This is a genomic window from Halomonas sp. LC1, assembly GCF_030247125.1.
In the GTDB taxonomy this organism is placed as follows: Bacteria; Pseudomonadota; Gammaproteobacteria; order Pseudomonadales; family Halomonadaceae; genus Vreelandella.
Genome location: NZ_JASSPG010000004.1, coordinates 277,154 through 302,209, shown reverse-complemented (window position 1 = coordinate 302,209; position 25,056 = coordinate 277,154). Strand labels below are relative to the sequence as shown.

Sequence of the window (25,056 nt, the reverse complement as noted above, 5' to 3'; positions counted from 1 at the left end):
TGCGGGCTGTTTTTTTGCCAACCTGAACCGTCACATCGACTAAGGATTGTAATGAAGGCGATCATCAACGTTGGCCTCGTTGGCTATGGGTTTGCGAGCAAGACGTTTCACGCCCCTTTGATTCAAGCGACCGAAGGGCTGGATTTAGTGGCCGTCTCGTCGAGCGATGCGGCCAAGGTGAAAGCGGATCTGCCCAATGTCGAGGTAGAAAGCCAAGCGCTGGCGCTATGTAAGCGACCGGATATCGATCTCATCGTCATTCCCACGCCGAACGACACACACTTCCCGTTGGCCAAAGCGGCCCTCACGGCAGGGAAACACGTGGTGGTCGATAAGCCGTTTACCGTTACGCTCTCCGAGGCCAAACAGCTTAAAGCCCTGGCGGTTGATAAAGAGCGGCTGATATCGGTCTTTCATAACCGCCGTTGGGATAGCGATTTCCTGACACTGAAAGCGCTCTTGGAAGCAGGGACGCTGGGGCGGATAACGGGATTCGAATCGCGCTTTGACCGTTTCCGCCCAGAAGTACGGGATCGCTGGCGAGAAAAGGCCACGCCAGGGGGCGGGATCTGGTACGACTTGGGGCCTCACCTGCTGGATCAAGCGTGCGAACTGTTCGGTCTGCCCCATGCCATATTCCTAGAGCTGGGCGTACGGCGTGATGGCGCCAAAGCCGATGATGACTTTCTCGCCCTGCTAGAGTACGACGGTCGACGCGTCAGCTTGAGTGCGGGCACGCTGGTTGCCGAGCCGACGCCGCGTTACCGTCTCCACGGCACGAAAGGTAGCTATATCAAATATGGCCTAGATCCGCAGGAAGATCGCTTGAAAGCCGGAGAGGTGCCGTCCCCATTCTGGGGAGAGGATAGCCCTGGAACGCTTACCCTGCGCGAGGGAGACGGCGAAGACGCACCGCTCGTCCGTCACGAGCACCCCACGCTACCGGGTGATTACCTAGCGTATTACCAAGGCGTGAGTGCGGCGATTCGTGATAAAGCGCCGCTGCCCGTGGATATCGATGACGCCCTGCGTAGCATGGCCCTGCTGGAAGCTGGCCTAGATAGCCACCGCCAGCGTCGCTGGATCTCGCTCAAGCATCATCTGTAATATACCGCAGCCAGAACGCCTAGCGCGTTCTGACTGTGAAGCCAAACAGTTACAGCAAATCCATGTCGCTACTGCGCCGCTCTTCGCGCAACTTATCCCGCGCAATATAGAGCGCCGCGATGGCGCGCGCTTCGTGGAAGTCCTCGCGCATGAGTAGGGCAGGCAGCTCTTCGATGGCATGGGTCTCTACAATCAGCGGCTCTGGCTCGTCACCCGGTAAGCGCTTGGGGTAGAGATCCGTTGCCATTAACACCTGCATGCGGTGGCGCATATAGTTGGGTGCTAGTGACAGCTCCACCAACGGCTCAATGCGGTGCGCACCGAAGCCGCACTCCTCCATCAGCTCGCGATTGGCGGCGGTGATGATGTCTTCGCCGGGGTCGACCAAACCTTTGGGAAGCGTCAGCACATAATCCTCGAACCCCGCAGCATACTCCCGAATGAGCAGTACATGGTCCGGGTCGGGCATGGCAATAATCATCACCGCGCCGCGGTCAGCGCCCGTGAGTCGCTCGAACTGTCGCTCCTCGCCGTTGGAGAAACGTAAATCCAACGACTCGATTTGGAACAGGCGGCTTTGGGCAACGCGCTGTCGCCCCAGTATTTGCGGCTTGCGTGGATAGCCGCTCGGCGTATGGTCGTTGGCTGTATCGTCGCGTGACATTCTGCCTCCGTGGCTGCAAAAAACGGGTTACGCTACAATAGCACGCTTACTCTTTCAGACTGGAGCGGCAATGATTGATTGGCGCGAGATCGATACCGTCCTGCTCGACATGGACGGCACGCTGCTAGACCTTCACTTCGACAGCCACTTTTGGCTCGAACATCTGCCACGTCGCTACGTAGAGCTGCATCAGCTCGACCAAGCCAGTCAGGATGCACTCAAAGCACGCATTATGGGTGAGCAGGGCACGCTGAACTGGTACAGCCTAGCCTACTGGAGCCGCGAGCTGAACGTGGATATCGTTGCCCTCAAGCGCGAAGTGCAGCACTTGATTGGGCTACGCAGCGATGCTTTGGATTTCCTTACATGGCTCAAGCAAGCTCACCTCAGAGTGGTGCTTGCTACGAATGCCGACCGCGCAAGCCTCGCATTAAAACTCCCGCTCACGGGGTTGGAAAACTACCTAGACGCCATCATCTCATCAGAAGATGTGGGCGCGGCCAAAGAGGAGCAAGCCTTCTGGTTTGCACTTCAAGAACGCGAGCCGTTCGACCCTGCCCGCACGCTCTTCATCGATGATAACCCCCGCGTGTTGGAGAGCGCCCGCGAGTTTGGCATCCGACATCTGCTGGGTATCAAGCAGCCCGATAGCCAGCGCCCTGAAAAAGAGCTACAGGAATTCATTGCCCTTGACCGATTTGCCCAACTGCTGCCCGCTGACCTGCCGGGGCAGCACTCACCTACCTGAGGAGAGCGTATGAGTGACAGCGTTCGCTTGGATAAGTGGCTGTGGGCAGCGCGGTTTTTCAAAACCCGTGCCCTAGCCAAAAAAGCCATTGAGGGCGGAAAGGTCCACTACGACGGTGCCCGTGTCAAAACCAGCAAGAACGTTGAGCTGGGTGCCCTGATTCGCGTACCTCAAGGCTGGGATATTTTCGAGGTGGAGGTCACTGCGCTTTCGGATCAGCGTCGTGGCGCCCCAGAAGCACGTAAGCTCTATGCAGAAACCGAAGAGAGCGCGAAACGCCGTGCCAAAGAAGCCGAGGCGCGCCGTTTGACCAATGAAGCCATGCAGCATCCTCTCAAGCGTCCCGATAAAAAGCAGCGGCGCGATATCCAGCGTTTTCAGCGTCAGCAAGGGGAGTAAGCCGTCGCTTACCCCTACGCTCTCCCATGACTCCTTCTTCTTATGGTCTCGTTATGTCCGATCAAATCCAACGTTTTCTGTTCGACCAAACCAACGTGCGGGGCGAAATCGTCACGCTCGGCACCGCTTACCATGAGGTGCTCGACCGTCACGCCTACCCACCTGCGGTCAACCAGCTGCTAGGTGAGCTGCTGGCGGCGGTGGCGCTACTGACCGATACCGTAAAGCTCGATGGCACGCTGAGCATCGAGGTCCGCGGCCAAGGGGCGCTCGCCCTGCTCATGGCCGAATCCAACCCTGGTGGCGAGCTGCGAGCCATTGCCCGTATTGCCGAAGACGCCGCGTTGCCCAGCGAGCACGCCAGCTTCCGCGAGCTGGTAGGCGAGGGCCAAATCGTGATTACCCTCGACCCGCGCGAAGGGCACCGCTACCAAGGGATCGTCGCGCTGGACCACGATACTCTGGGCGGGTGTTTGGAAGCCTATTTCGGCCAATCCGAGCAGTTGCCGACTCGGTTATGGCTGGCGGCCGATGGCGAGCGAGCTGGCGGTTTGCTGCTTCAGCGATTGCCGGATGCCTCGCAGAACCAGGATGTCGATGCCTGGGAGCGCAGCGTACATCTGGCGGATACCATCAAGCCCGAGGAACTGTTGGGGTTGGAGCAGCGAGAGGTGCTCTATCGTCTCTACCATGAAGAGACCGTGCGGGTCTTCGAACCGAAAGCACTGCGTTTTGGCTGCACCTGCTCTCGGGAGCGTATGAGCCACGCCCTTTACACGCTGGGCAAAGAGGAACTCCGCGATATTCTGCGCGAACAAGGGGCTATTGATACGCAATGCCACTTTTGTCACACGAAATATCACTACACCGCCGCCGATATTGAAATTTTATTGGAAGACCCAGGCGCGCCGCCGCCGGTGATTCACTAATTGTGTAGTCGGCCCTTAGCACGCAGGCTGTTTGGCCCCTGGGCTGCATCCCCCATGTCGCCCCGCCTAGCGGCCGAATGGCAAACGAGTGTTTGAAAACATACTGCGCTGCAACACAAAATGTAGTGTCATTGTAGTAGTTTAACTACAAGATATTTGGTCAAAGCCCCCGTTTCCCGGGGGTTTTCTTTTTGCCATAATGCGCCGGACTTCAGCGCACCTAGCCGGCTGTGACCGCCATGCCAGCGGCTAGGATGATTTCTCAAGGCGTCGGCGACGCCCGGTAAACATAGAGACCCAGGAATCGACATGACCACGACTCAAGCCGCTCCCCAAGCCCACGTCAATCTCAGCAGCGCCGAACTGATCGAGCGCGCCGTGGCCCGTGGTGAAGGCCGCCTGTCCGCCAATGGTGCTCTGGTAGTAAACACCGGCCTGCGCACTGGGCGTTCGCCGAAAGATCGTTATATTGTCGATGAACCCACGACCCGCGACAGCATCGACTGGGGTAGCGTCAACCGCCCCTTCGACGCGGAAAAGTTTTCAGCCCTGTGGGCGCGCGTGGAAGAGCACCTGGGCGGCGTCGAGCATTTCGTCTCTGAATTGCATGTCGGCAGCGATGCCACTCACTACCTGCCGGTACGCGTGACCACGGAAACCGCCTGGCAGAACCTGTTTGGTCGCACCATGTTCGTCCGCCCGCAGGCCTACAACCAGGCGGCCAAAGAGGAGTGGACGATTCTTAACGCCGCTGGCTTCGAGTGTGACCCGAACCGCGACGGCACCAATTCCGATGGCTGCGTCATCATCAATTTCGCCGAGCGTAAAGTGCTGATCGCTGGTATGCGCTACGCAGGCGAAATGAAGAAAGCCATGTTCTCCGTTCAAAACTTCCTGTTGCCCGCTTCCGACGTGCTGCCGATGCACTGCTCGGCCAACGTGGGCGAAGATGGTGAGACCTGCTTGTTCTTCGGTCTCTCTGGCACCGGTAAAACCACGCTGTCTGCCGACCAGGCGCGCTTCTTGATTGGTGATGACGAACACGCCTGGGGCGACGGTATCGTCTTCAACATGGAGGGCGGCTGCTACGCCAAGTGCATCGACCTGTCTGAGAAGAACGAGCCGGTCATCTGGAACGCGATCAAGTTCGGCACCGTGCTGGAAAACGTCGTACTCGACGACCGCCGCGAGCCGGATTACGCCGACGACAGCCTGACTCAGAACTCCCGCGCGGCTTACCCGCTGGAGCACGTCGAAAAGCGTGTCGCGGAAAATCTGGCAGGCGAGCCGAACGCCATCGTCTTCCTGACCTGCGATATGTCCGGTGTGCTGCCGCCGGTTTCCGTGCTGTCCAAAGAAGCAGCGGCTTACCACTTCCTGTCAGGCTACACGGCCAAAGTCGGCTCCACCGAAATGGGCTCGTCCGAAGGCTTGGCGGCGACGTTCTCCACCTGCTTCGGGGCACCATTCTTCCCGCGCCCGGCCCGTGAGTACGCGGACCTGCTCATCAAGCGCGTCGAGAAAAAAGACGCTCAGGTTTACTTGGTCAATACTGGCTGGACCGGCGGTGCGTATGGTGAAGGCGGCTCGCGTTTCTCCATTCCAACCACCCGCGCGATCATTAGCGCCATCCAGTCGGGCATTCTTCGTGATGTGGACACCAAGCACATCGATGGCCTGAACTTGGATGTGCCGGTCGCCGTACCGGGTGTTGATTCCAGCCTGCTCGACCCGCGTGAAACATGGGCAGACCGCGACGCCTATGACCGCCACTTGCAAGAGCTGGCCACGAAATTCGTCGATAACTTCAAGAAATTTGAGGGCGTTAACGAAGCGATCATTCAAGCGGGCCCGCAGTTGACGTAATTTTTTACGCCTCGCTGTAAGTTGTCGAACGTACGGACAACTAAGTAGTCAGAAAGGGACGGTGCCACGGCACTGTCCCTTTTTCATATCTGCTTGTTTCTCTTTGCTATTCGACCGTTGTCGATGGGAGTCACGCCAATGAAACGTCGCCACTTTTTAGGCTTGGCAGGGTTGACCGGTTTAGCCGGTGTGCTGCCAGGGGTCTCGTTCGGTTTTCCTCGTCTCGATCTCGAAGCCGCGCCTGGGTTGGAAAAACTGGAACTGAGTGAAGAGGCGTGGCGGGAGCGCCTCTCGGACGACGCCTTTTACGTACTACGTGAAGAGGGCACCGAAGCGGCGTTCTCGAGCCCTTTGGATAAACAGTACGGTGAGGGCGAGTACCGTTGTGCAGGCTGTGATTTGCTGCTGTTCACCAGTGCTATGAAGTACGACTCGGGCACGGGTTGGCCGAGTTTCTTCGAACATGTCGAAGGTCACTTGCTGACCAAGCTGGACTTCAAACTGGTTTGGCCGCGCACCGAGTACCACTGCGCACGCTGCGGTGGGCACCAAGGCCACGTCTTCGAAGATGGTCCCGAGCCTACCGGCCTGCGCTGGTGCAACAACGGCGTAGCGCTGCGTTTCGTGCCCGCCTAGCGGTATGGGGTGTCGGCCACTCAGTCCATGCGACCCAAGCCATGCCACCCCAGGTGGTTTGTGGTACCTTGTCGGCACCTCGAATGCTGCATGAGTTAGTTGCACGTTATGGATGTCAAACAACGCATTACTGCACGCTTGGCCGAAGAGCTAAGCGTCCGGCCTGAACAGGTCGCCGCCACGGTAGAGCTTCTGGATGGGGGCGCTACCGTGCCTTTTATTGCCCGTTACCGTAAAGAAGTCACCGGCGCGCTGGATGATACGCAGCTTCGCCAGTTGGACGAACGCCTGCGCTACCTGCGCGAGCTGGAAGAGCGTCGTGAGGCGGTACTCGCCGCCATCGATGAACAGGGCAAACTGGATTCGACCCTCAAAGCGACCATTCAAGCCGCCGATACCAAGCAGCGTTTGGAAGATTTATACCTCCCCTTCAAGAAAAAGCGCCGCACCAAAGCGCAAATTGCCCGTGAAGCGGGGCTGGAGCCGCTGGCGGATGCACTGTTGGCAAATCCAACGCTTGACCCCGAAAGCGAAGCCGCCCACTACCTGCGGGAAGCCGAGGGGGATATCCCCGCCATCGACGATGCCAAAGCGGCGCTGGATGGTGCCAAGCAGATTCTGATGGAGCGCTTTGCAGAAGACCCCGAGCTGATTGGTCAACTGCGCGAGCGGCTATGGCAAGAGGGCGAACTCAGTGCCCGTGTGCTGGAGGGCAAACAGCAGGACGGCGCGAAGTTCTCCGACTACTTCGAGCACGATGAAAAGCTGGCGAAAGTGCCCTCGCACCGGGCGCTGGCCATGTTCCGTGGTCGCAACGAAGGTATCCTGAGCTTGGCAATCCGCTTGCCGGGTGAAGACGACGCGCCGATTCATCCTGCGCAAGTGGCGATTGCCAAGCAGGTGGGCATTAGCGATGAGGGGCGCGCGGCGGATAAGTGGCTGAGCGAAGTGGTGCGCTGGACCTGGCGTGTGAAACTTTATACTGCGCTGGAAACCGAGCTGCTGGGCCGCCTGCGTGAGCAGGCCGAACAGACTGCCATCGACGTGTTTGCCGCCAACCTCAAAGACCTGCTCCTGGCAGCGCCTGCCGGGCAGAAAGTGACTCTGGCACTCGACCCCGGCCTGCGTACCGGCTGTAAAGTGGCGGTGATCGATGCCACCGGCCAGTTCGTCGACCAAGCCACCATTTATCCCCATGCGCCGCAAAACCGTTGGGACGAGTCGCTCAACGTGCTCGCTAAGCTGGTCAAGCAGCATGGCGTTGAGTTGATCGCCGTGGGCAACGGCACCGCCAGCCGAGAAACCGACAAACTAGCGGGTGAGCTAGTAAAAGCGCTGGCGCCTGCCCACCGGCTGAGCAAGGTGATGGTGTCCGAGGCGGGCGCATCGGTGTACTCGGCATCCGAGTACGCTGCGCGCGAACTGCCGGATCTCGACGTGACCATTCGCGGTGCCGTCTCGATTGCCCGGCGTTTGCAAGACCCCTTAGCCGAGCTGGTGAAGATCGAACCCAAATCCATCGGCGTTGGCCAATATCAGCACGACGTTTCCCAAGTGCAGCTCTCGCGTAGCTTGGAAGCGGTCATCGAAGACTGTGTGAACGCCGTGGGCGTGGATCTCAACACCGCCTCCAGCGCGCTGCTGTCTCGTGTCGCAGGGCTAAGCGCCGCCATCGCCGAAAATATCGTGGCCCAGCGTAACGTGCAGGGGGCATTCAAGAGCCGTAAAGAGCTGCTGGAAGTGAGCCGTCTAGGCCCGAAAACCTTCGAGCAGTGCGCAGGCTTTCTACGCATTAGCAATGCCGAGAACCCGCTGGATGCCAGTGCCGTTCACCCGGAGGCCTATACGCTGGTGGAGCGTATCGCCAAGCAGAATAGCCGTGATGTGAAAGGCCTGATTGGCGACAGCGCGACTCTGAAAGCGCTCAAGCCCGCCGACTTCGCCGACGAGCGTTTTGGTGTGCCCACGGTGAGCGATATTCTCAAAGAGCTGGACAAACCCGGTCGCGACCCGCGCCCCGAATTCAAAGCTGCCGAATTCCGTGAGGGCGTCGAAACCCTCAAAGACCTCAAGCTGGGCATGGTGCTGGAAGGCACCGTCACCAACGTGACCCACTTCGGGGCGTTTGTGGATATTGGCGTTCATCAAGATGGCTTGGTGCATATCTCGGCGCTGTCAGACCGCTTCATCGATGACCCGCGCAGCGTCGTCAAAGCGGGCGATATCGTCACGGTCAAAGTGATGAGCGTGGACATTCCGCGGAAACGGGTAGGGCTATCCATGCGCCTGGATGACGAACCGGAACAGCCCGATGCGCCGGGCACCACGGCCTCGGCAGCGCCGCGTAAACCTGCTCGCAGCCAGCGCCAAGGTGGTCAGCGTCAGGGAGGTCAAGCCAATGAAGCCCCAGCCGCCATGGGCGCGCTGGGGGCTGCGTTACTCAAGGCCAAGCGGGGCAAATAGTCGCGTGTCTTGAATATTTAACCATTGCCGCCATATCCTGCTGTCTATTCTCGATTAGAAAGCAGGGTAATGGTTATGGCAATGCCAGCTGACGTCAACAAGGCCTGCTCGATGCAGGCCTTACTAACAAGGAGTGTTCACCTTGTCTGAACCACTCACTGTGCCACCTTCGCTCACCGCCCAGGTAGAGCGGCTGCTGCCGAGTGCACGGCTAGGGCGTTTAGGGCGCTTGCGTCGCGGGCTAGAGAAAGAGGGGCTGCGTGTCGATGCCAACGGCCATATTGCGCAAACGGCGCATCCCCATGCGCTCGGGTCGAAGCTGACTCACCCGCATATCACCACCGATTACTCCGAGGCGCTACTAGAGTACATCACCCCGGTGTACTCCGAGCCGAAAGAGGCGCTGGCCTTTTTATCCGACCTGCACACCTTTACCTATCACCACTTGGAAAACGAGTGGATTTGGCCGGGTAGCATGCCCTCAAGGCTGTCAGGTAACGATAGCGTTCCCATTGCGGATTACGGCAGCTCCAACGTGGGCACCATGAAGCATGTCTATCGCAAGGGACTGGATGTGCGCTACGGGCGTATCATGCAGGCCATCGCCGGCGTGCATTACAACGTATCGTTGCCGGAGGATATGTGGCACGCCCTGCGGGAAATGGAAAAAGCCACCAATATTCCCTTCAACGACTACCGCTCGACTCGTTATTTCGGAATGATTCGTCACTTCCGCCGCCATAGCTGGCTGTTGCTCTATTTGTTTGGTGCCTCTCCGGCCATCGACAAGAGCTTCCTGCCCCATGGCCAAGTGCCGGATAAGCTCCAGCCGCTGAGTGACGACACTTACTACGCGCCTTATGCCACGACGCTACGCATGTCGGATCTCGGCTACCAAAACAAGGTGCAGTCGCAGCTCAAAATTTGCTTCAACTCGCTGTCGAATTACGTCAATACGCTGCGTCACGCCATCTCCACGCCCTGGCCCGATTACGAGGCGCTGGGCGTTAGAAACGGCGATGAGTGGCAGCAGCTCAACGCCAATATCCTGCAGATCGAAAACGAGTACTACAGCGACATTCGGCCCAAGCGCGTCGCCAAGCATAACGAAACGCCAAGCCAAGCGCTGGAAGCTCGGGGCGTCGAGTACATCGAAGTGCGCTGCCTGGACCTCAACCCGTTCGACCCGCTGGGCGTGACCGAAACCCAGATGCGCTTTGTCGATACGTTCTTGATGTGGTGTTTGCTCAGCGACAGCCCTTGGATCTCCGACGAAGAGTGTGATCGTTTAGACGATAACCGCCGTTTGGTGGTGGAGCGGGGGCGCGACCCGGACCTGCGCCTAATGCGGGATGGTGAGTCGGTCACGCTGCCTGAGTGGAGTGAGCAAATCTTTGCTGAAATGAGGGAAGTGGCGCGATTGCTCGATGCGGTCGAAGAGGGTGCGCCTCATGCCGCTGCGCTCGACGACCTGGCACCGCGTCTCGAAGACCCATCGCTAACGCCGTCAGGAAAGATGCTGGCGCGTTTACAGGAAGGTAATGGCTCGCTTAGCGACACGCTGCTTGAGATGGCCCAGGCACAGGCGGATAAGCTGAAAGCTACGCCGATGCTGCGCTCACGCGAAGCGCTGTTGGCGCAGTTGATCGATACCTCGCATCAGCAGCAGCGGGATATCGAAGAGGCCGATCAAGAGAGCTTTAGCGCGTTTCTTGAAAGCTATTTTGCCAAAGCGCGTGAGTCACGGGCACTGTCTGCACTCCCCTCCGAGGACGCTCAATGATTACACCCGCCATTCGTCCGGCAGCGCTCGCCGGTGTTGCCTTTTGCGTACTGATGATGGCCGTCGCCTTGAGCCTCGAACACATCGTCGGTTTGGAACCTTGCCCGCTGTGTATCTTTCAGCGCGTTGCGGTCATTGCGGCAGGGTTGGTGTTGGCGGTAGCGGCCATTCATAACCCCAAAGGCGGTGTAGGCAAAGGCATCTACGGCGTATTAGGGCTTGCGGCCGTGGGCACTGGCGCGTTCATTGCCGGTCGCCACGTATGGCTACAAGGTCTGCCTGCCGATGAAGTGCCGAGCTGCGGCCCGGGGCTCGATTACATGATGGACATTCTGCCCATGCAGGAGGTCGTGGCGATGGTGCTGACAGGGTCAGGCGAGTGCGCCGAGATCGACTTCATGCTGTTAGGCCTCTCGTTGCCCGCCTGGACGCTGATTGGCTTTTTAGTGCTCGCGCTGGTGCCACTGCGTATTCTATGGCTGGCCATTAAGCGCTAGGATAGGCGTCAGGCGTTCGAGTTAGTCGCGGCTGCCTGACGTAATCGTTGACTATCGAAGGCACACTATCCAGTATCAAGGAAATCATCTCCGCCACGATTGACAGAGGTAGAAGGAAAGGCGAGTCTAGCCCTGTTCAAGGCGGCTATCTGCAAGGAGAAAGCCCCATGCTCGAAGATTGCAAAAATGCCCTGGAGCGCTGGGGGGGCGTGCACAGCCTGATCGACCGCTGGCTGGACCAACGCCGTGCGCTGCTGGTGAGCTTCATTGAGCTAAAAGATGCCTGCGACGTAGAGCTAGAGGCCGTCAGCAAGGCGCGCATCGATACCTTTAGCGAACTGCTGATGGATTACATCAGCGCCGGACACTTCGAGGTGTATCCGCAGCTAGCGGAAGAAGCCAAAGCGTTCGACGACGACAGCGCACTCCAGATCGCCGCTAAACTGCTCGAACGGCTAGAGATGTCCACGGCCATGGTGCTGGAGTTCGACGAGGATTTCGCCTCTCCGGTGCGTTGCCAGCAGAACCTGGCGCGGCTTCCCGCTTGGATCGACCGCCTCGCCAAAGGGCTGACCGAGCGCTTTGCATTGGAAGACCAGCTCATCGCCCGGCTACACGCTGCCCACAGCCCTCAGCAGGCCAAGTCTCCCGCTTGACACCTCCTCCTCAGGCAGCGCACGTCGCTGCCTGAATCACAACGGTTCACCGCCCAGCCTTTACTTGTTACGCCTCAACGCCCCGCCAATCACCAGCATGCAGGGGGTGAGCAGCAGGGTAAGGGCGGTGGCAAAGGTGAGGCCGCCAGCGATCGCGCTGGACATCTGTGTCCACCACTGGGCGGAAGGGGCGTTGAACCCAAGCGCCGGGGCGAAGAGGTTCACGTTCACCCCTAATACCATCGGCATCAAACCTAGCACCGTGGTAATGGCCGTGAGCAGCACGGGCCGCAGGCGTAAGCAACCCGCTTCCAACGCCGCCTGCGCAGGTGGCATGCCATCGGCGCGTAGCTCGTTATAGGTATCGATCAGCACGATATTGTTGTTCACCACGATGCCTGCCAGCGCGATGACCCCCATACCCACCATGACGATGCCAAAAGCCTGCCCGGTAATGAGCAAGCCCATCAACACCCCGGCTGTAGAAAACACAATCGCCGAGAGCACCAGCGCTGCTTGGTAGTAGCTATTGAACTGCGTCACCAGAATCAGTGCCATCAAGCCAATTGCAATCAAGAAAGCACCGACCAGAAACTGCATCGACTCCTGCTGATCCTCCTGTTCACCGGCGACGTTGACCATCAAGCCGTCGGGCAGTTGGCCTTGGCCTGCGTCTAATAGCGCGCGCAGCCGCTCATCGGCTAAGAACCCTGGCGCTAAGTCAGCCTCTACCGTAATGGCACGGCGGCCATCGATACGGTTGAGCGTGCCCACTTTCGGCGCAGGGATGATCTCTACAAAGTGTGAAATCGGTACCTGACCGCGCGGGGTATTAATCGTCAAACGCTCGAGCTGGTTCAGCGTGCGCCAGTTCTCCGGCAGTCGCACCCGAATATCCACCTCGTCGTTTACCGTGGGCGGGCGGTAAGACGCTACTTGCAGACCGGTCGTGAGCAGCTGCACGGCGCTACCAATCGTGGTGATGTCGGTTCCCATGCGGGCGGCGGCTTCACGATCCACGTTCACCTGCCACTCGACCCCCGGCAGGCTGCGGTTATCCTGAATATCGGTGAAACCGCCCAGTTGGCGCATCATGGCCGTCAGTTGGTCGACCCCCGCATCGGCAACCTCTGGGTCGGTCGCACTGACCTCCAGCACGATGGGTTTACCACCGCCGGGGCCCATCTCCTGCTCTTGGAACTCCAAGGTAATACCCGGGATATCCTGCGTACGTTCGGCCATATCCGCCAGAATAGTGCGGGCAGGGCGGCGCTGGTACCAATCGATGAACTGAAACTGCAGCATGCCAATCACATCGCTGCCCATCTGTTGATCGGGCACGGCATAAGAGCGCGCATAGAGTGCTTCTACTTCTCCTAAGCCGCCCAGCCGCTGCTCCACGCGCTGCAAAATGGCATCGGTTTCTTCCGCCGAAAAATCACCGCGGGCGCGCACCAGTACCTGAGCGCTGTCCGGCTCGACGTTAGGGAAGAAATCCACGCCATGATTGAAGCGCGCATAGCCGGTGTAGAGTAGGGCAATCAGCAGTACCGCAAACAGCAATATCCAGGCAGGATGCTGAAGCAGGCGGCTCAAGATCCGACGATACCCACGCCCCAGCGCTGTACTTTCATCTATCGGCCCGGTGCCACTCGCCTGCGAGGTGCGGGTGAACAGGCGGCCAAGGGTGGGCAGAAACACTAGCGCCATGGCCAGCGAGGCCAGCAAGCACAAGATCACCGTGGCGGGTAGGTACTTCATGAATTGGCCTACCACGCCGGGCCAGAACAGCAGCGGGATGAATACGGCGAGTGTCGTTGCCGTGGAAGCAATCACCGGCCAGCTCATGCGCGAGGCCGCGTTGAGCCATGCTTGATGCGGCGCTTGGCCTTCGTGCAGGTAGCGGTCCGCCAGCTCGCTGACCACGATGGCCCCATCCACCAGCATGCCTGCCACGAGAATCAGCGCAAACAGCACCACGATATTGAGCGTAAAACCAAACGCCCACACCAGCAGAATACCGGTGAGAAATGCCCCCGGAATCGTCAGCCCCACCAGCAGCGCCATCCGCCAGCCCATCACAGCGACCACCACAATCAATACCAGTACCACGGCGGTCAACACGTTATTGAGCAGCTCAGACAGCATGCTCTGGACCGTGACGGACTCGTCCAAGATGGTCGTCACGCGCAGCTGCTCGGGCAAAAGGTCCTCGGCTTGGGCAAAGGTCGCGCGCACTGCCTCGATGGTGGCGATGATATTGGCCCCCGCGCGTTTGGAAATTTCCAGCACCACGGCGGGCTGACCATCAATGCGGGCGAACCCTTCGGCCTCTTTGTAGGTAGGGTGAATCCAAGCCACGTCGCCAAAGGTGACCACTTGATCACCCTCGACCTTCACCGGCATGTTCATTACATCGTTCAACGACTCGATAATGCCGGGCACTTTGAGTGCTAGCCGCCCCGCGCCGGTATCCAGGCTACCGGCTGCCACCAAACGGTTATTGCGGGAAACTTGGTTGAATAGGGTATCGAAATCGACGCCGTAGCTCTCTAGCACCAGTGGGTCGACGACGATTTCTAAAAGGTCCTCACGCTCCCCCGCAATATCCACTTCCAGCACGTCGGCGATGCCTTCGATTTCCTCTTTCAGTCGCCGAGCGATGGTCATACGCTCGCGGGTATCCAGGTCGCCGGAGAGGCCGATGCTCAGAACGGGGAACTCCGAGACATTCACCTCCATCACCCGAGGCTCTTCAGCTTCATCGGGCAGGCTGCTGCGGGCAATATCCACGCGCTCGCGCACATCGGCCAGCGCGGTGTCAGGGTCAAAACCGGGGTCGAACTCCAGTGTCACCGAGCCATGCCCTTCGCTGGATTGCGCAGTAAATTTACGCAGCCCTTCGATGCCGCGCAGTTCTTGCTCCATGGGACGGACCAGCAGCCGCTCGCCATCTTCGGGGCTGACACCTTCCAGGGCGAGGGAGACGTAGATGATCGGAATCGTCACGTCCGGGTTCGCCTCCTTGGGAATCATCTGCCATGCGGCAGTGCCCGCCAGCAGAAGCCCTACCAGCAGCAGCAGCGTAGTACGCGTATGGGTGAGGGCGGCATTAATCAGCTGTCGCATGTCCACCTTCCTGGGCAGGCACAGGCGTTACCGCGTCGCCGGGGCTCACCAAACCAGCTCCTAACGTAATGAGGGTGACCGGGTTGGGGAGTCCACTGACGTAGGCGCGCTCGGTGTCGGCGCTCACCAGCTCGACGGCGGTTTGCACCACACGATCCTCGTCATCCAAGTGCTTGATGGCTAGCTGGCCCCGATCATCCAGGCTAAACAGCGCAGGGGAGAGCGTGTGCACCTGCCGTGGGGGCAAGGTGATGGTGAACTCCGCACTACCGCCTGCTAAACGCAGGCGCTCGGGATTATCTAGGGCCACTTCGATATAGAATGTACGGGTAGCTTCTTCTGCTCGGCTGCTGATATAGCTGACTTCGCCGGTGAGCGAGCCACCGTTAAGTAGGCGCGCCGTCACGGGTAAGCCAACGGCCAACTCGCCCACCTGTTGCTGGGACACCCAGGCAGTGCCGGTTAAACGACGGTCATCAATCAAGCGCGCCCACTCTTCGCCTGGCTGGAGCAGATCGCCAAGCTCCACCTGTACGCGGTCAAGCACGCCCTCGAAAGGGGCCGTGGGGCGGGTGTCTTGTAGCTGTTTCTCGAGCTGAGCTACTTGGGCCGCGCTGGCGCTGAGCGCACTCTGTAAGCGCAGCAGTTCCGGTTGTGAAATTAGCTCGCGACGGCGCAGGTTCTGGGCGCCGGCGTACTCGGCTTCGGCCAGCGCTAGCTCATCTCTGGCCTGCTGTAAGCGCTCGGGCAGGGCATCGTTATCCAGCACGAGTAGCGTTTCGCCCTGGCGCACGCTCTCCCCTTGTTCAATGGGCTTTTCTGCGACGTAACCCGCGACGTTGGCACGCAGCACCGTTTCACGCTCAGCGGTGAGCTGGCCTTGCAGCACCTGCTGGGGAATATAGGGCATGCTCTGCTGAGTGTTTACCTCGACGCGGGGAAGGGGCTCGGCTTCCTCTGCTGCACTTTCAGGAGGTGACGATTGAAACTGCTGAAAATCGCCAACGGCCAGCCATACCACTAACGCCAGCACCAGAAGGCTTGCCAGCGCGTAAGAGGGGGGAATTCGTCGCATGGGAAGTCACGGTTCCAAATAGGATGACAAAAGATAAAGAGCGCGGTAAGGAAGGTGCCGCAGCCCGTCACACCATAGCGTAACTGGCCGTTTTCAGCGAGTACCAAGCCCGCGGGCAAATGGGTAGTCGTCTCATGTCTGATTGAGTTTTTGAGCATCTGGGCATAACATCGTGACGCTATTCTTTACCAGGCGAACCTCCATTAGGCGAACCATCAAGGAGCAATGATGAAAGATCCAGTACGTATTGCGATTACCGGCGGTGCCGGCCAGATCAGCTACTCTCTTATTTTCCGTATTGCCGCTGGCGACATGCTGGGGCCGGATCAGCCCGTCATTCTCCAGCTTCTCGAAATTCCTCAAGCGATGGACGCGCTGAACGGCGTCGTGATGGAAGTCAACGACTGTGCGTTCCCGCTGGTACAAGACATCGTTGCCACCGACGACCCGAACGTTGCCTTCAAAGATGCCGATTTCGCCCTGCTGGTAGGTGCGCGTCCGCGTGGCCCGGGTATGGAGCGTAAGGATCTGCTGGAAGCCAACGCCGCGATCTTCTCTGTACAAGGCAAAGCGCTGAACGACCACGCTAGCCGTGACGTCAAAGTGTTGGTCGTCGGTAACCCGGCCAACACCAACGCGCTGATTGCTTCTTGCAACGCGCCGGATCTGGACGCAGGCCAGTTCACTGCCATGACGCGTCTGGACCACAACCGCGCGCTGACGCAGCTGGCTCAGAAAACTGGCAAGCACGTCACGGACGTCGAAAACATGATCATCTGGGGCAACCACAGTGCCACCCAGTACCCGGATCTAGCCCAGTGCAAAGTCGACGGCAAAGCCGCTTTCGATCTGGTCGAGCGTGACTGGTACGAAAACGACTTCATCCCGACCGTTCAGCAGCGCGGTGCTGCCATCATCAAAGCACGCGGTGCGTCCTCTGCCGCTTCTGCTGCGTCTTCTGCCATCGACCACATGCGCGATTGGGCGCTGGGTTGCGACGGCATCGTCAGCATGGCGATTCCTTCCGACGGCAGCTACGGCATCGCCGAAGGCATCATCTACTCCTACCCGGTTCGTTGCCAGGGTGGCAAATACGAAATCGTACAAGGTTTCGAGCTGGATGCATTCAGCAAAGAGAAGATGCAAGCCACCGAGAAAGAACTGCGCGAAGAGCGTGCTGCCGTCGAGCATCTGCTTGGCTAAGCGCGCCTGCTAAGCGCTTTTAACAAGCGGTTAGTCACGCAAAACCCCGCAAGATGTCTTGCGGGGTTTTTTGTATCTATTCACTCATCCTGTCGCGCGGCGTAAGCGGAGCACACCCGCGAAGCACCACGTTAGGGGGGACGATGGAGTCACCAAGATTTGATGGTTCATGGTGGCTCCATCCGGGCGGCTAATCGCCGCCTTCGCGGGTGCCTCATTTGCTCGTTACCTCGCAAGATTCGTTACGCCGCGCTACGGAGTGTCACGTACTGACGGTGGGCACCTTGTAGCGCGTGGTAAGCGGAGCGCACCCGCGAAGCACCCCGCTAGGGGTGCCGATGGTGGCATTAGGTTGGATGAATTACGGCGGTAATATCGAGGCGGCTGTCGCCATCTCAAGAAATGCGTGACACTTACCTTAATCCCGCAGGCTCATAATTCGCCAGTTTCGCTCTTCAGCCACTTGGCGTAGGGTGTCGTCGGGGTCGACGGCGACGGGGTGCTCGACTTTTTCCAACAGCGGGAGGTCGTTGTGGGAGTCGCTGTAGAACCACGCGCCGTCCATCGTGAGGTCTTGGGCTTCCAGCCACGCTTGTAAACGAGTGACTTTGCCTTCGCGGTAGCTGGGTACGCCATCGACACGTCCGGTATAGCGGCCGTCGATCATTTCGGGTTCTACGGCGATTAAATCATCTACGCCCAGGCGCTCGGCGATGGGGCCGGTGATGAAACGGTTGGTGGCGGTAATGATCAGCAGCGTATCGCCTTTGGTACGGTGCCGAGCCAGCAGCTCTTCGGCTTTGGGTAGAATGTGCGGCTCGATCTTGCTGGCCATGAACTGCTGGTGCCACGCCACTAGCTGTTCGGGGCTGTTATCGGCCAACGGCTTGAGCGCCATTTCCAAAAACGCCGCCATGTCCAGCGTGCCCGCATTGTAATCGGCCATGAAACGTTCGTTGGCTTCGCGGTACGCCACGGGGTCCACCGCCCCCTGTTCAAGCAAGAACTCTCCCCAGGCGTGATCGCTGTCGATGGATAGCAGCGTATTGTCCAAATCGAAAATGGCCAGACTCACGGCGCTCCCCTTATGGTTACGGTTGGTGGTGAATAGTGGACGTTGGTCGTGGGACACAAAGCGCCGGATTATCGCAGAGTCACCTAGGTTTAACCACTTAGCGTTATATTGTATTGATACGGTTGTCTCCCTTGTGGAAAAATGGGGACAACTGAAAATTTATGAAGGTGATGTCCGTGATCGACGCTGACGGCTTTCGCCCCAATGTTGGCATCATCATTGCCAATAGCCAGGGGCAGCTGCTTTGGGCGCGTCGTGTAGGGCAAAATGCGTGGCAGTTTCCCCAGGGAGGCATCAAAGCAAGCGAGACTCCACAACAAGCGCTTTTTCGTGAACTTCACGAAGAGATCGGCCTAACCGCCGACGATGTTGATATTGTCGCCTGCACCCGGGGCTGGCTGCGCTACCGTCTGCCACGACGCATGATTCGTACCCACTCACGGCCGGTCTGTATCGGCCAGAAGCAGAAGTGGTTTTTACTCAAAATTCGTTGCCAAGAAAACCGGATCTGTATGACGGCCACGCCCAAGCCTGAATTCGACGGTTGGCGATGGGTGAGCTACTGGTACCCGCTTGGGCAAGTAGTGCCGTTCAAACGCGAGGTTTATCGGCGCGCACTCAGGGAGCTTTCTCCGCGCGTGCAGCGCTTGGCACAAGATGACGAAGGATAACGCGCGTATCACTGCAGGGTAAGTGCAGTGGTAGCCAGCCGGACAATCCCTCAGCGAGGCAGATAATAGTGAATAGTAAAACGTCCATGCTTGAGGTGCTGCGACGCGTTATTCAAGAAGTGAATGGCGCACGAAACCTCGACGCCGCGCTGTCGACCATGGTTCGCCGCATACGCAAAGCCATGCAGACCGATGTGTGCTCCTTTTATCTCTACGATAAAGAGCTGGAGTCGCTCGTGCTCATGGAAACCATCGGCTTGCGTACCCAAGCGGTTGGGCGTGTGGTACTTCCTTTGGGCGAGGGTTTGGTGGGCCTGGTTGCCAAGCGAAGCGAACCGCTCAACCTGGAAGATGCCCAATCGCACTCCCATTTCCGTTACTTCGAAGCCACCGGTGAAGAGCGCTACTCCAGCTTTCTAGGCGTGCCCATCATCCACCAGCGCCACATGCTCGGCGTGCTGGTGGTGCAGCAGGCGGAAAAGCGTCGCTACGACGATGAAGACGAAGCCTTTTTGGTGACCATGGCCGCCCAACTGGCGGGTGTGCTGGCACATGCGTTAGCCACGGGCAACCTGTCGCGCCCGGCGCTGCCCGGCGGGCAAGCCATGTTCAAAGGCGTCGCGGCGTCACCCGGTATGGCCATGGGCGAAGCCGTGGTGATCACACCGCCTGCCGACCTTAACAGCGTTCCTGACCTGATTCCCAGCGATCAAGAGTACGAAATTGCCCGCCTAAAAGAGGCCATCGGCAAAACCCGCGATGAAATTCGTGCGGCAGCGGAGCGCTTGGTTAACCGGATCTCTTCTCAAGAGCTGGCGCTGTTTGACGTATACCAGCAAATGCTGGGCGAAGCCGCGCTCTCCGAAGAGGTAGAGAAGCGTATTCGTGAAGGGCAGTGGGCGCCGGGGGCGCTCGCCGATGTCGTCCGCCGCCATGTGCAGTATCTTGAACGCGTCGATGACGACTACCTTCGCGAGCGGGCGGCAGATATCCGCGACCTGGGCCGTCGCGTGCTGGCGCACCTGCAGGAGGATACGCCCTCCACGCCGGAAACCTATCCGGATAATGCCATCCTGGTTGGTGATGAAATCAGTGTGGCCATGCTGGGGGAAGTACCCCGCGACAAGCTCAAAGGCCTCGTCTCAGTTCGCGGCTCTAGTACGTCTCACGTGGCGATCGTGGCCCGTGCCATGGGCATTCCCACCGTGTTGGGCATGGTCGATTTGCCGCTGCCGCGTCTTAATGGCGCGCCCGTGGTGCTCGATGGGCATCGGGGGCGCTTGTTCGTTCGCCCCGCTGCCGAGCTGCAAACCCGCTACGCCAGCTTGATTGCCGAAGAGAAAGTGCTCAGCGAAGTACTGGAGCACGAGCAAGACCTCCCCAGCGAAACCCCCGACGGCCATGAGATGCCGCTGATGGTGAACACCGGTTTGGCAGTGGACGCCTCTGCACTGCTCAAGAGCCGGATTGGCGGAGTAGGGCTCTACCGCACCGAAGTGCCGTTCATGATCACCGAGCGCTTCCCCGGTGAGAAAGAGCAAATGCGTATGTACCGCGAGCAGTTGGAGGGCTTTGCGCCTCTGCCGGTCGTGATGCGTACGCTGGATATCGGTGGCGACAAAGACTTGCCCTACTTTCCCATCGAGGAAGCCAACCCGTTCTTGGGCTGGCGGGGCATGCGGGTGACCCTGGATCACCCCGAAGTACTGATGGTGCAGCTACGCGCCATGCTCAAAGCGTCTCACGATTTGGGCAATCTCTATGTCCTGTTCCCCATGATCACCAACGTCGAGGAAGTGGATGAAGCCATTCGTCTCCTCGACCGAGCTATCTTGGAGTTGGGCGAGGAGGGCATTAGCGTCGAGCGTCCCAAAGTGGGCGTGATGATCGAGGTCCCGGCCACCATCTACCAGATGGACGCGCTGGCCAAGCGTGTCGATTTCTTCTCGGTGGGGAGTAACGATTTAACGCAGTACCTGCTGGCGGTCGACCGTAACAACCCACGCGTCTCCAGCTTGTACGATGCGCTTCACCCGGCGCTGCTGGGGGCGCTGCAAGAACTCGCCCAAGATGCCAAACGGCTCGACAAACCCATATCGCTGTGTGGTGAACTAGCGGGTGACCCGGCGGGTGCACTGCTCTTGATGGCCATGGGCTTCACCAGCCTCTCCATGAACGCCCCCAGCCTGCCAAAAGTGCGTGCCGCAATTCGTCGGGTCTCCCTGGCGGATGCGCAAACGCTGCTGAAAGAGATCATGCAGCTAGATACGCCTGCCCGAGTCCACGAGCATCTGAATAAACGACTGGATGAGTGGCAGCTGTCGCATCTGTTGCCTCCTCGGGATTAGGGCACGGCTCGCTCGTTCAAGGCCGTCAATGTGGTATCGCCTAGAAAGCGGCCGAGCGGCCCAAAGCGCTGCTCGGTGAGAGTGGCATTGCCCAGGGCGTTCAGCGTCAGCCATGTAGTGGCGCGCGTACCATACTGCTCGCCCACGATGAACGCCGCCGACAGCTGGTGTTCGAGTGCTAGCCCAACGCCGGTATCCGGTAAGAGAGCTGGCTCGGCCAAGGCAGGATCGTGTAGTGCGCGACCGGTGTGACGCCGCCAGTGACGCGCCTCGTTCCCTGCAAGTGCCTGCCGCACGGCCTCGAGTTTGGGCCATGGCGTGTTCAAGCTAGCATTCGAAAGCCCATGAACCCCAGAGGCAACTTGCGACAGCGATACGCCCTCGTAACCTCGATGCAGGTGCCAGCAGTGGCGGGTCGTGGCGACCAGTAAATTGAAGCCTGCGTAGCGCTCGGCATGGTGACCAGCCAGCGCCTTGAGCCACTCTGCCGGATCGTCGGCGGTGAGCACGCCCGCAACTAATTCGCCCCGGCTGGGAGCGCTGTCGGGCGTCTTCAAGCGCGTGTCGCGGACGTTGGTGAGCGCTGCTATCACGCCACGCCGATTGGCTGCCAGCCACGTACCCCCCGCCTCCAAATCGCGGCCTCCGCATAGAGGGAGGTCCTGCCAAGCGCTTAGCGGAGCCGTGGCGCGCGCATGAAACTCATCGCGATTGCCTGCTAAGCGGAGCGGAGTCGCGCTACCGGGCGCCCAATGAAAGGTCATTAAACACATACATAGCCCTTGATCGGCAGTCGTCGTGCCGCCTGGTTGAAGTGGTGGGAGCGCGTGGCATGACAGGGGTGCGGTGTCGACGTACACTTAGCAGTGAAACGCGGGTCATCCACGTGAACCACCTACACGTAAGGGGCATGCTGCCTTCTGCCAACTAGGAAGTCGAGAATGATGCAACGCTATCAGCGAGAGCACTTCTGGAATGCCGTCATTTGGCCGGTGTTATGGCCCCTGCTTCTTGTTCAAGCCGCATTGGTGTTGCTGTGCGTGACGGTGGGGGCCGTGATTTGGCTGATGTCACCGGGTCAAGCGTCATGGACCACCACGCTGTGGCTCACGCTGACGCTGCTATTGGGTAGCTGCCTCAACGTGGGCGCGTTTTTAATGTTAATCAAAGCGCGCGCCAAGTTTAAAGACGCGCTGTTCGTGCAAGGTCTCAACGAGCTGGAGCGCCATATCGATACGCTTCAACAGGGGATGATGCTCCATGCCCCGCTGTTGTTGAACGAAGAGAGCCACGAGCGCCCGCTCAAACGGCTGACTCGCGCCAACGATCAATTGGCGAGCTTGGTGAGCGCGTTAGAGAAAAATGGCCACGTGGCTGGGGAAGCCACTGAACAGCCCAAGTCCGATCAGGCCCTCTTGGAAGACTTGCACCACCAGCAAAAGCAGCTAAAGCACCTCATGGCGGGAAGAGAGCGCGCCCGAGAGGAGTCGCGTCTAAAGTCTGGCTACCTGACGCTCATGCAGCGTGAAGCCGACAGCCTGTTCGATCATCTGGGCACCATGCTGACCGACGAGGCGTCCGATGCCTGTCGACAGAACGTCACCCACGTTCGCGAGCGGCTGGCGGATATTCGCTCGCTGCTGGCAAACTTCGTGCAACAGAGCGTGAACGAGGCCAATACCTACGACCTACCCATTTCCGATGAGCAAAGTCCGCGGGTGTTGGTGGTCGATGATGGCCCCGTAAACCTGATGCTGGCGCGGCAAATGCTGGAGTCGCAAGGGCTTCAGGTAGAGGGAGTCAGTAGCGGCGAGCAGGCACTGGAGCGTCAGCAGTCGGCTTTCTATGACTTGGTGTTCATGGATATCTTCATGCCCACCCTGGATGGGTTGGAAACCACCCGCCGCTGGCGACAGTACGAAGCGCAGCACTCCTCCAAGCGCAGCGTCATGATCGCCCTGACGGCCAATGCCGATAACGCGGGCAAAGACACCTGTGCGAACGCCGGGCTCGACGATATCCTCGCCAAACCTTATCAGCCCGATACCCTGCACGGCATGATCAAAAAATGGCTGCCTAACGCCCTGGAGAAGCCCAACGAATGACCTTTGCAGCCATTTTGGCCAGTTACTTATTGCTAGGTGCCGCGGCTGGCACCATGGCCGGTTTGTTCGGTGTGGGGGGCGGCATCATCATTGTGCCCGTCTTGGTCTTTGCTTTCGGCTTACAGGGCATTTCCCCCGAGATCACCATGCACCTAGCGGTGGGCACCTCGCTGGCCACGATCGTCGTGACGGGGGCGTCCTCTGCGCTAGGCCACTTTCGTAAAGGCAGCGTACATCGTGCGTGGTTTTTAGCGCTGCTACCCGGGTTGATGTTGGGGGCCATTGCGGGCGTCTTCATCGCCGGTAATTTGTCGGGCACCGTGCTAGGCACCTTATTCGGCGTGTTCGTGCTCCTGCTCGCCACTAAGATGCTCATGGGGCTGACGCCCAAACCGGGCACATTGGCCCCTGGCAAGGTCGCCATGACCGTGGCGGGAGGCGTGGTGGGAGCCATTTCTGCGCTATTTGGTATCGGCGGTGGCGCGATGACCGTGCCCTGGCTTTCACGCTGTGGTGCCACCATGACACAAGCGGTGGGAACCTCTGCCGCCTGTGGCTTACCAATAGCGGCGGTGGGGGCCGTCACGTTCGTCGTGGTGGGTTGGGGCAACCCCTTATTGCCGCCCTGGGCTACCGGGTTCGTGATGTGGCCTGCGTTCATTGGCATCGTCGTCACCAGTGTACCCTTCGCCCGCCTCGGCGTACGTTTGGCGCACGTGCTGCCCGCCCATGTGCTTCGTTACTGCTTTGCTGCACTGCTCGCCGTGGTGGGGTTACGCTTCATACTGGCGTAACCCGCTGTGGCAAGTGGTGGCATTTCTTTTATTCGAATAGAGAAAGTGAATGATCAACTACCCAACGATAGATCCTGTCGCGATTTCCCTCGGCCCGTTGCAGGTGCATTGGTACGGCCTCATGTACGTCGTCGGCTTCGTGGCCGCTTGGTGGCTAGGGTGCAAACGCGCCCCACGGCTTGGGCTGACCAAAGACGATATCGGCGATCTGCTTTTCTACTGTGCCATTGGCGTGGTCGCCGGTGGGCGCTTAGGGTATGCCCTGTTCTACGGCTTAGAGCAGTGGCTGGCCGACCCGCTCTGGATCTTCCGCGTTTGGGACGGTGGTATGAGTTTCCACGGTGGCTTGATGGGCGTATTGCTGGCTGCCTGGCTCTTCGCACGTCGCAAACAGTTGGCATTCATGGCGCTGACCGATTTTATTGCGCCGCTTGTGCCCATTGGCCTGGGGGCGGGACGTATCGGTAACTTCATCAACCATGAGCTGCCGGGGCGCATCACCTCGCTACCCTGGGGTATGCCCTTTCCGGGCATGGGGCCAGAACCGCGACACCCCTCGGCCCTCTATGAAGCGTTGTTAGAGGGGGCAGTGCTATTCGCCATTCTCTGGTGGGTTTCCGCCAAGCCGCGCTCGCGTGGCTTCATCTCCGGCCTCTTCCTGCTGGGGTACGGTGTGTTCCGCTTCTTGGTCGAGTTCGTTCGCATGCCTGATGCCCATATCGGCTTCATCGCCTTCGGCTGGGTCACCATGGGCATGCTGCTTACGTTACCCATGATTGCATTGGGGGTGGTGTTCATGGCGTGGTCGCGTCATCAGCCTGTGGATGCGAAGTGGTAATTGGTAATTGGTAAATGGTGAATGGTGGGTACGCGCTCTCGTTGGTAGCCAATCAGCGGCGAGCGGCCTA

General features: G+C 59.3%; 21 protein-coding genes. 16 read left to right on the top strand and 5 right to left on the bottom strand.

Annotated elements, in window-relative coordinates; genetic code table 11:
- The first annotated feature begins 51 nt into the window (after positions 1–51).
- Complete coding sequence (locus tag QIT27_RS08845; RefSeq protein ID WP_253015677.1) at positions 52–1,107, top strand: oxidoreductase; 1,056 nt, start codon at positions 52–54, stop codon at positions 1,105–1,107.
- Positions 1,108–1,156: 49 nt separating this feature from the next.
- On the opposite strand, the gene nudE is transcribed toward QIT27_RS08845, so the two are convergent.
- Positions 1,157–1,771, bottom strand: a complete 615-nt coding sequence (gene nudE / locus QIT27_RS08840) for an ADP compounds hydrolase NudE (RefSeq protein WP_159342706.1) — start codon at positions 1,769–1,771, stop codon at positions 1,157–1,159.
- Between the two features lie 70 nt (positions 1,772–1,841).
- Here nudE and yrfG point away from each other — a divergent pair, with 70 nt between their 5' ends.
- The 9 genes from yrfG (at position 1,842) to rsd (ending at position 11,748) form a co-directional block, all read left to right on the top strand.
- Positions 1,842–2,519 carry a GMP/IMP nucleotidase gene (yrfG, locus tag QIT27_RS08835; protein WP_285263520.1) on the top strand — a complete coding sequence of 226 codons (678 nt, stop codon included), beginning with the start codon at positions 1,842–1,844 and terminating at the stop codon, positions 2,517–2,519.
- A gap of 9 nt (positions 2,520–2,528) precedes the next feature.
- Positions 2,529–2,918, top strand: a complete 390-nt coding sequence (gene hslR, locus QIT27_RS08830) for a ribosome-associated heat shock protein Hsp15 (RefSeq protein ID WP_062361748.1) — start codon at positions 2,529–2,531, stop codon at positions 2,916–2,918.
- A gap of 53 nt (positions 2,919–2,971) precedes the next feature.
- Positions 2,972–3,847 carry an Hsp33 family molecular chaperone HslO gene (gene hslO, locus QIT27_RS08825; RefSeq protein ID WP_253015678.1) on the top strand — a complete coding sequence of 292 codons (876 nt, stop codon included), beginning with the start codon at positions 2,972–2,974 and terminating at the stop codon, positions 3,845–3,847.
- Positions 3,848–4,156: 309 nt separating this feature from the next.
- The gene (locus tag QIT27_RS08820) at positions 4,157–5,713 is read left to right on the top strand and encodes a phosphoenolpyruvate carboxykinase (protein WP_253015680.1); all 1,557 of its coding nucleotides are present in this window, start codon (positions 4,157–4,159) and stop codon (positions 5,711–5,713) included.
- A 138-nt stretch (positions 5,714–5,851) separates the two neighbouring features.
- Positions 5,852–6,349, top strand: a complete 498-nt coding sequence (gene msrB / locus QIT27_RS08815) for a peptide-methionine (R)-S-oxide reductase MsrB (RefSeq protein ID WP_159342701.1) — start codon at positions 5,852–5,854, stop codon at positions 6,347–6,349.
- 108 nt (positions 6,350–6,457) lie between these two features.
- Complete coding sequence (locus QIT27_RS08810; protein ID WP_285263519.1) at positions 6,458–8,812, top strand: Tex family protein; 2,355 nt, start codon at positions 6,458–6,460, stop codon at positions 8,810–8,812.
- A 142-nt stretch (positions 8,813–8,954) separates the two neighbouring features.
- Positions 8,955–10,595, top strand: coding sequence for a glutamate--cysteine ligase (gshA, locus tag QIT27_RS08805; protein ID WP_285263518.1), 1,641 nt, complete (start codon positions 8,955–8,957; stop codon positions 10,593–10,595).
- On the top strand, positions 10,592–11,092 hold the full coding sequence (locus QIT27_RS08800; protein ID WP_285263517.1) for a disulfide bond formation protein B: 501 nt from the start codon (positions 10,592–10,594) through the stop codon (positions 11,090–11,092). Before gshA ends, QIT27_RS08800 begins: the two co-directional genes overlap by 4 nt.
- A 167-nt stretch (positions 11,093–11,259) precedes the next feature.
- Positions 11,260–11,748, top strand: coding sequence for a sigma D regulator (gene rsd, locus QIT27_RS08795; RefSeq protein ID WP_159342697.1), 489 nt, complete (start codon positions 11,260–11,262; stop codon positions 11,746–11,748).
- Between the two features lie 60 nt (positions 11,749–11,808).
- Here the strand turns inward: rsd and QIT27_RS08790 are convergent, their stop codons facing one another.
- Complete coding sequence (locus tag QIT27_RS08790; RefSeq protein WP_285263516.1) at positions 11,809–14,877, bottom strand: efflux RND transporter permease subunit; 3,069 nt, start codon at positions 14,875–14,877, stop codon at positions 11,809–11,811.
- On the bottom strand, positions 14,861–15,952 hold the full coding sequence (locus QIT27_RS08785; protein ID WP_285263515.1) for an efflux RND transporter periplasmic adaptor subunit: 1,092 nt from the start codon (positions 15,950–15,952) through the stop codon (positions 14,861–14,863). Before QIT27_RS08785 ends, QIT27_RS08790 begins: the two co-directional genes overlap by 17 nt.
- Before the next feature lie 228 nt (positions 15,953–16,180).
- Here QIT27_RS08785 and QIT27_RS08780 point away from each other — a divergent pair, with 228 nt between their 5' ends.
- Entirely contained in the window at positions 16,181–17,155 is a 975-nt protein-coding gene (locus QIT27_RS08780) for a malate dehydrogenase (RefSeq protein WP_016913321.1), read from the top strand.
- A 418-nt stretch (positions 17,156–17,573) separates the two neighbouring features.
- Here the strand turns inward: QIT27_RS08780 and QIT27_RS08775 are convergent, their stop codons facing one another.
- The gene (locus tag QIT27_RS08775) at positions 17,574–18,230 is read right to left on the bottom strand and encodes a histidinol-phosphatase (RefSeq protein WP_159342694.1); all 657 of its coding nucleotides are present in this window, start codon (positions 18,228–18,230) and stop codon (positions 17,574–17,576) included.
- A 176-nt stretch (positions 18,231–18,406) separates the two neighbouring features.
- On the opposite strand from QIT27_RS08775, the gene QIT27_RS08770 reads away from it, so the two are divergent.
- Positions 18,407–18,901 carry an RNA pyrophosphohydrolase gene (locus QIT27_RS08770; RefSeq protein WP_139527002.1) on the top strand — a complete coding sequence of 165 codons (495 nt, stop codon included), beginning with the start codon at positions 18,407–18,409 and terminating at the stop codon, positions 18,899–18,901.
- A gap of 86 nt (positions 18,902–18,987) precedes the next feature.
- The gene (ptsP, locus tag QIT27_RS08765; protein WP_285263557.1) at positions 18,988–21,249 is read left to right on the top strand and encodes a phosphoenolpyruvate--protein phosphotransferase; all 2,262 of its coding nucleotides are present in this window, start codon (positions 18,988–18,990) and stop codon (positions 21,247–21,249) included.
- On the opposite strand, the gene QIT27_RS08760 is transcribed toward ptsP, so the two are convergent.
- Positions 21,246–22,022 (bottom strand): NRDE family protein, encoded by a 777-nt coding sequence (locus tag QIT27_RS08760; RefSeq protein WP_285263514.1) that lies wholly within the window; start codon positions 22,020–22,022, stop codon positions 21,246–21,248. The genes ptsP and QIT27_RS08760 overlap by 4 nt on opposite strands.
- 168 nt (positions 22,023–22,190) lie before the next feature.
- Here QIT27_RS08760 and QIT27_RS08755 point away from each other — a divergent pair, with 168 nt between their 5' ends.
- From QIT27_RS08755 to lgt, 3 genes are read left to right on the top strand one after another with little or no spacing between them, the layout of a single operon-like run.
- Positions 22,191–23,354, top strand: coding sequence for a response regulator (locus QIT27_RS08755; protein ID WP_350338768.1), 1,164 nt, complete (start codon positions 22,191–22,193; stop codon positions 23,352–23,354).
- Positions 23,351–24,148 (top strand): sulfite exporter TauE/SafE family protein, encoded by a 798-nt coding sequence (locus QIT27_RS08750; RefSeq protein WP_159342692.1) that lies wholly within the window; start codon positions 23,351–23,353, stop codon positions 24,146–24,148. The genes QIT27_RS08755 and QIT27_RS08750 overlap by 4 nt, the downstream gene beginning before the upstream one ends.
- A gap of 49 nt (positions 24,149–24,197) precedes the next feature.
- On the top strand, positions 24,198–24,986 hold the full coding sequence (lgt, locus tag QIT27_RS08745) for a prolipoprotein diacylglyceryl transferase (protein ID WP_285263513.1): 789 nt from the start codon (positions 24,198–24,200) through the stop codon (positions 24,984–24,986).
- Positions 24,987–25,056: the final 70 nt, after the last annotated feature.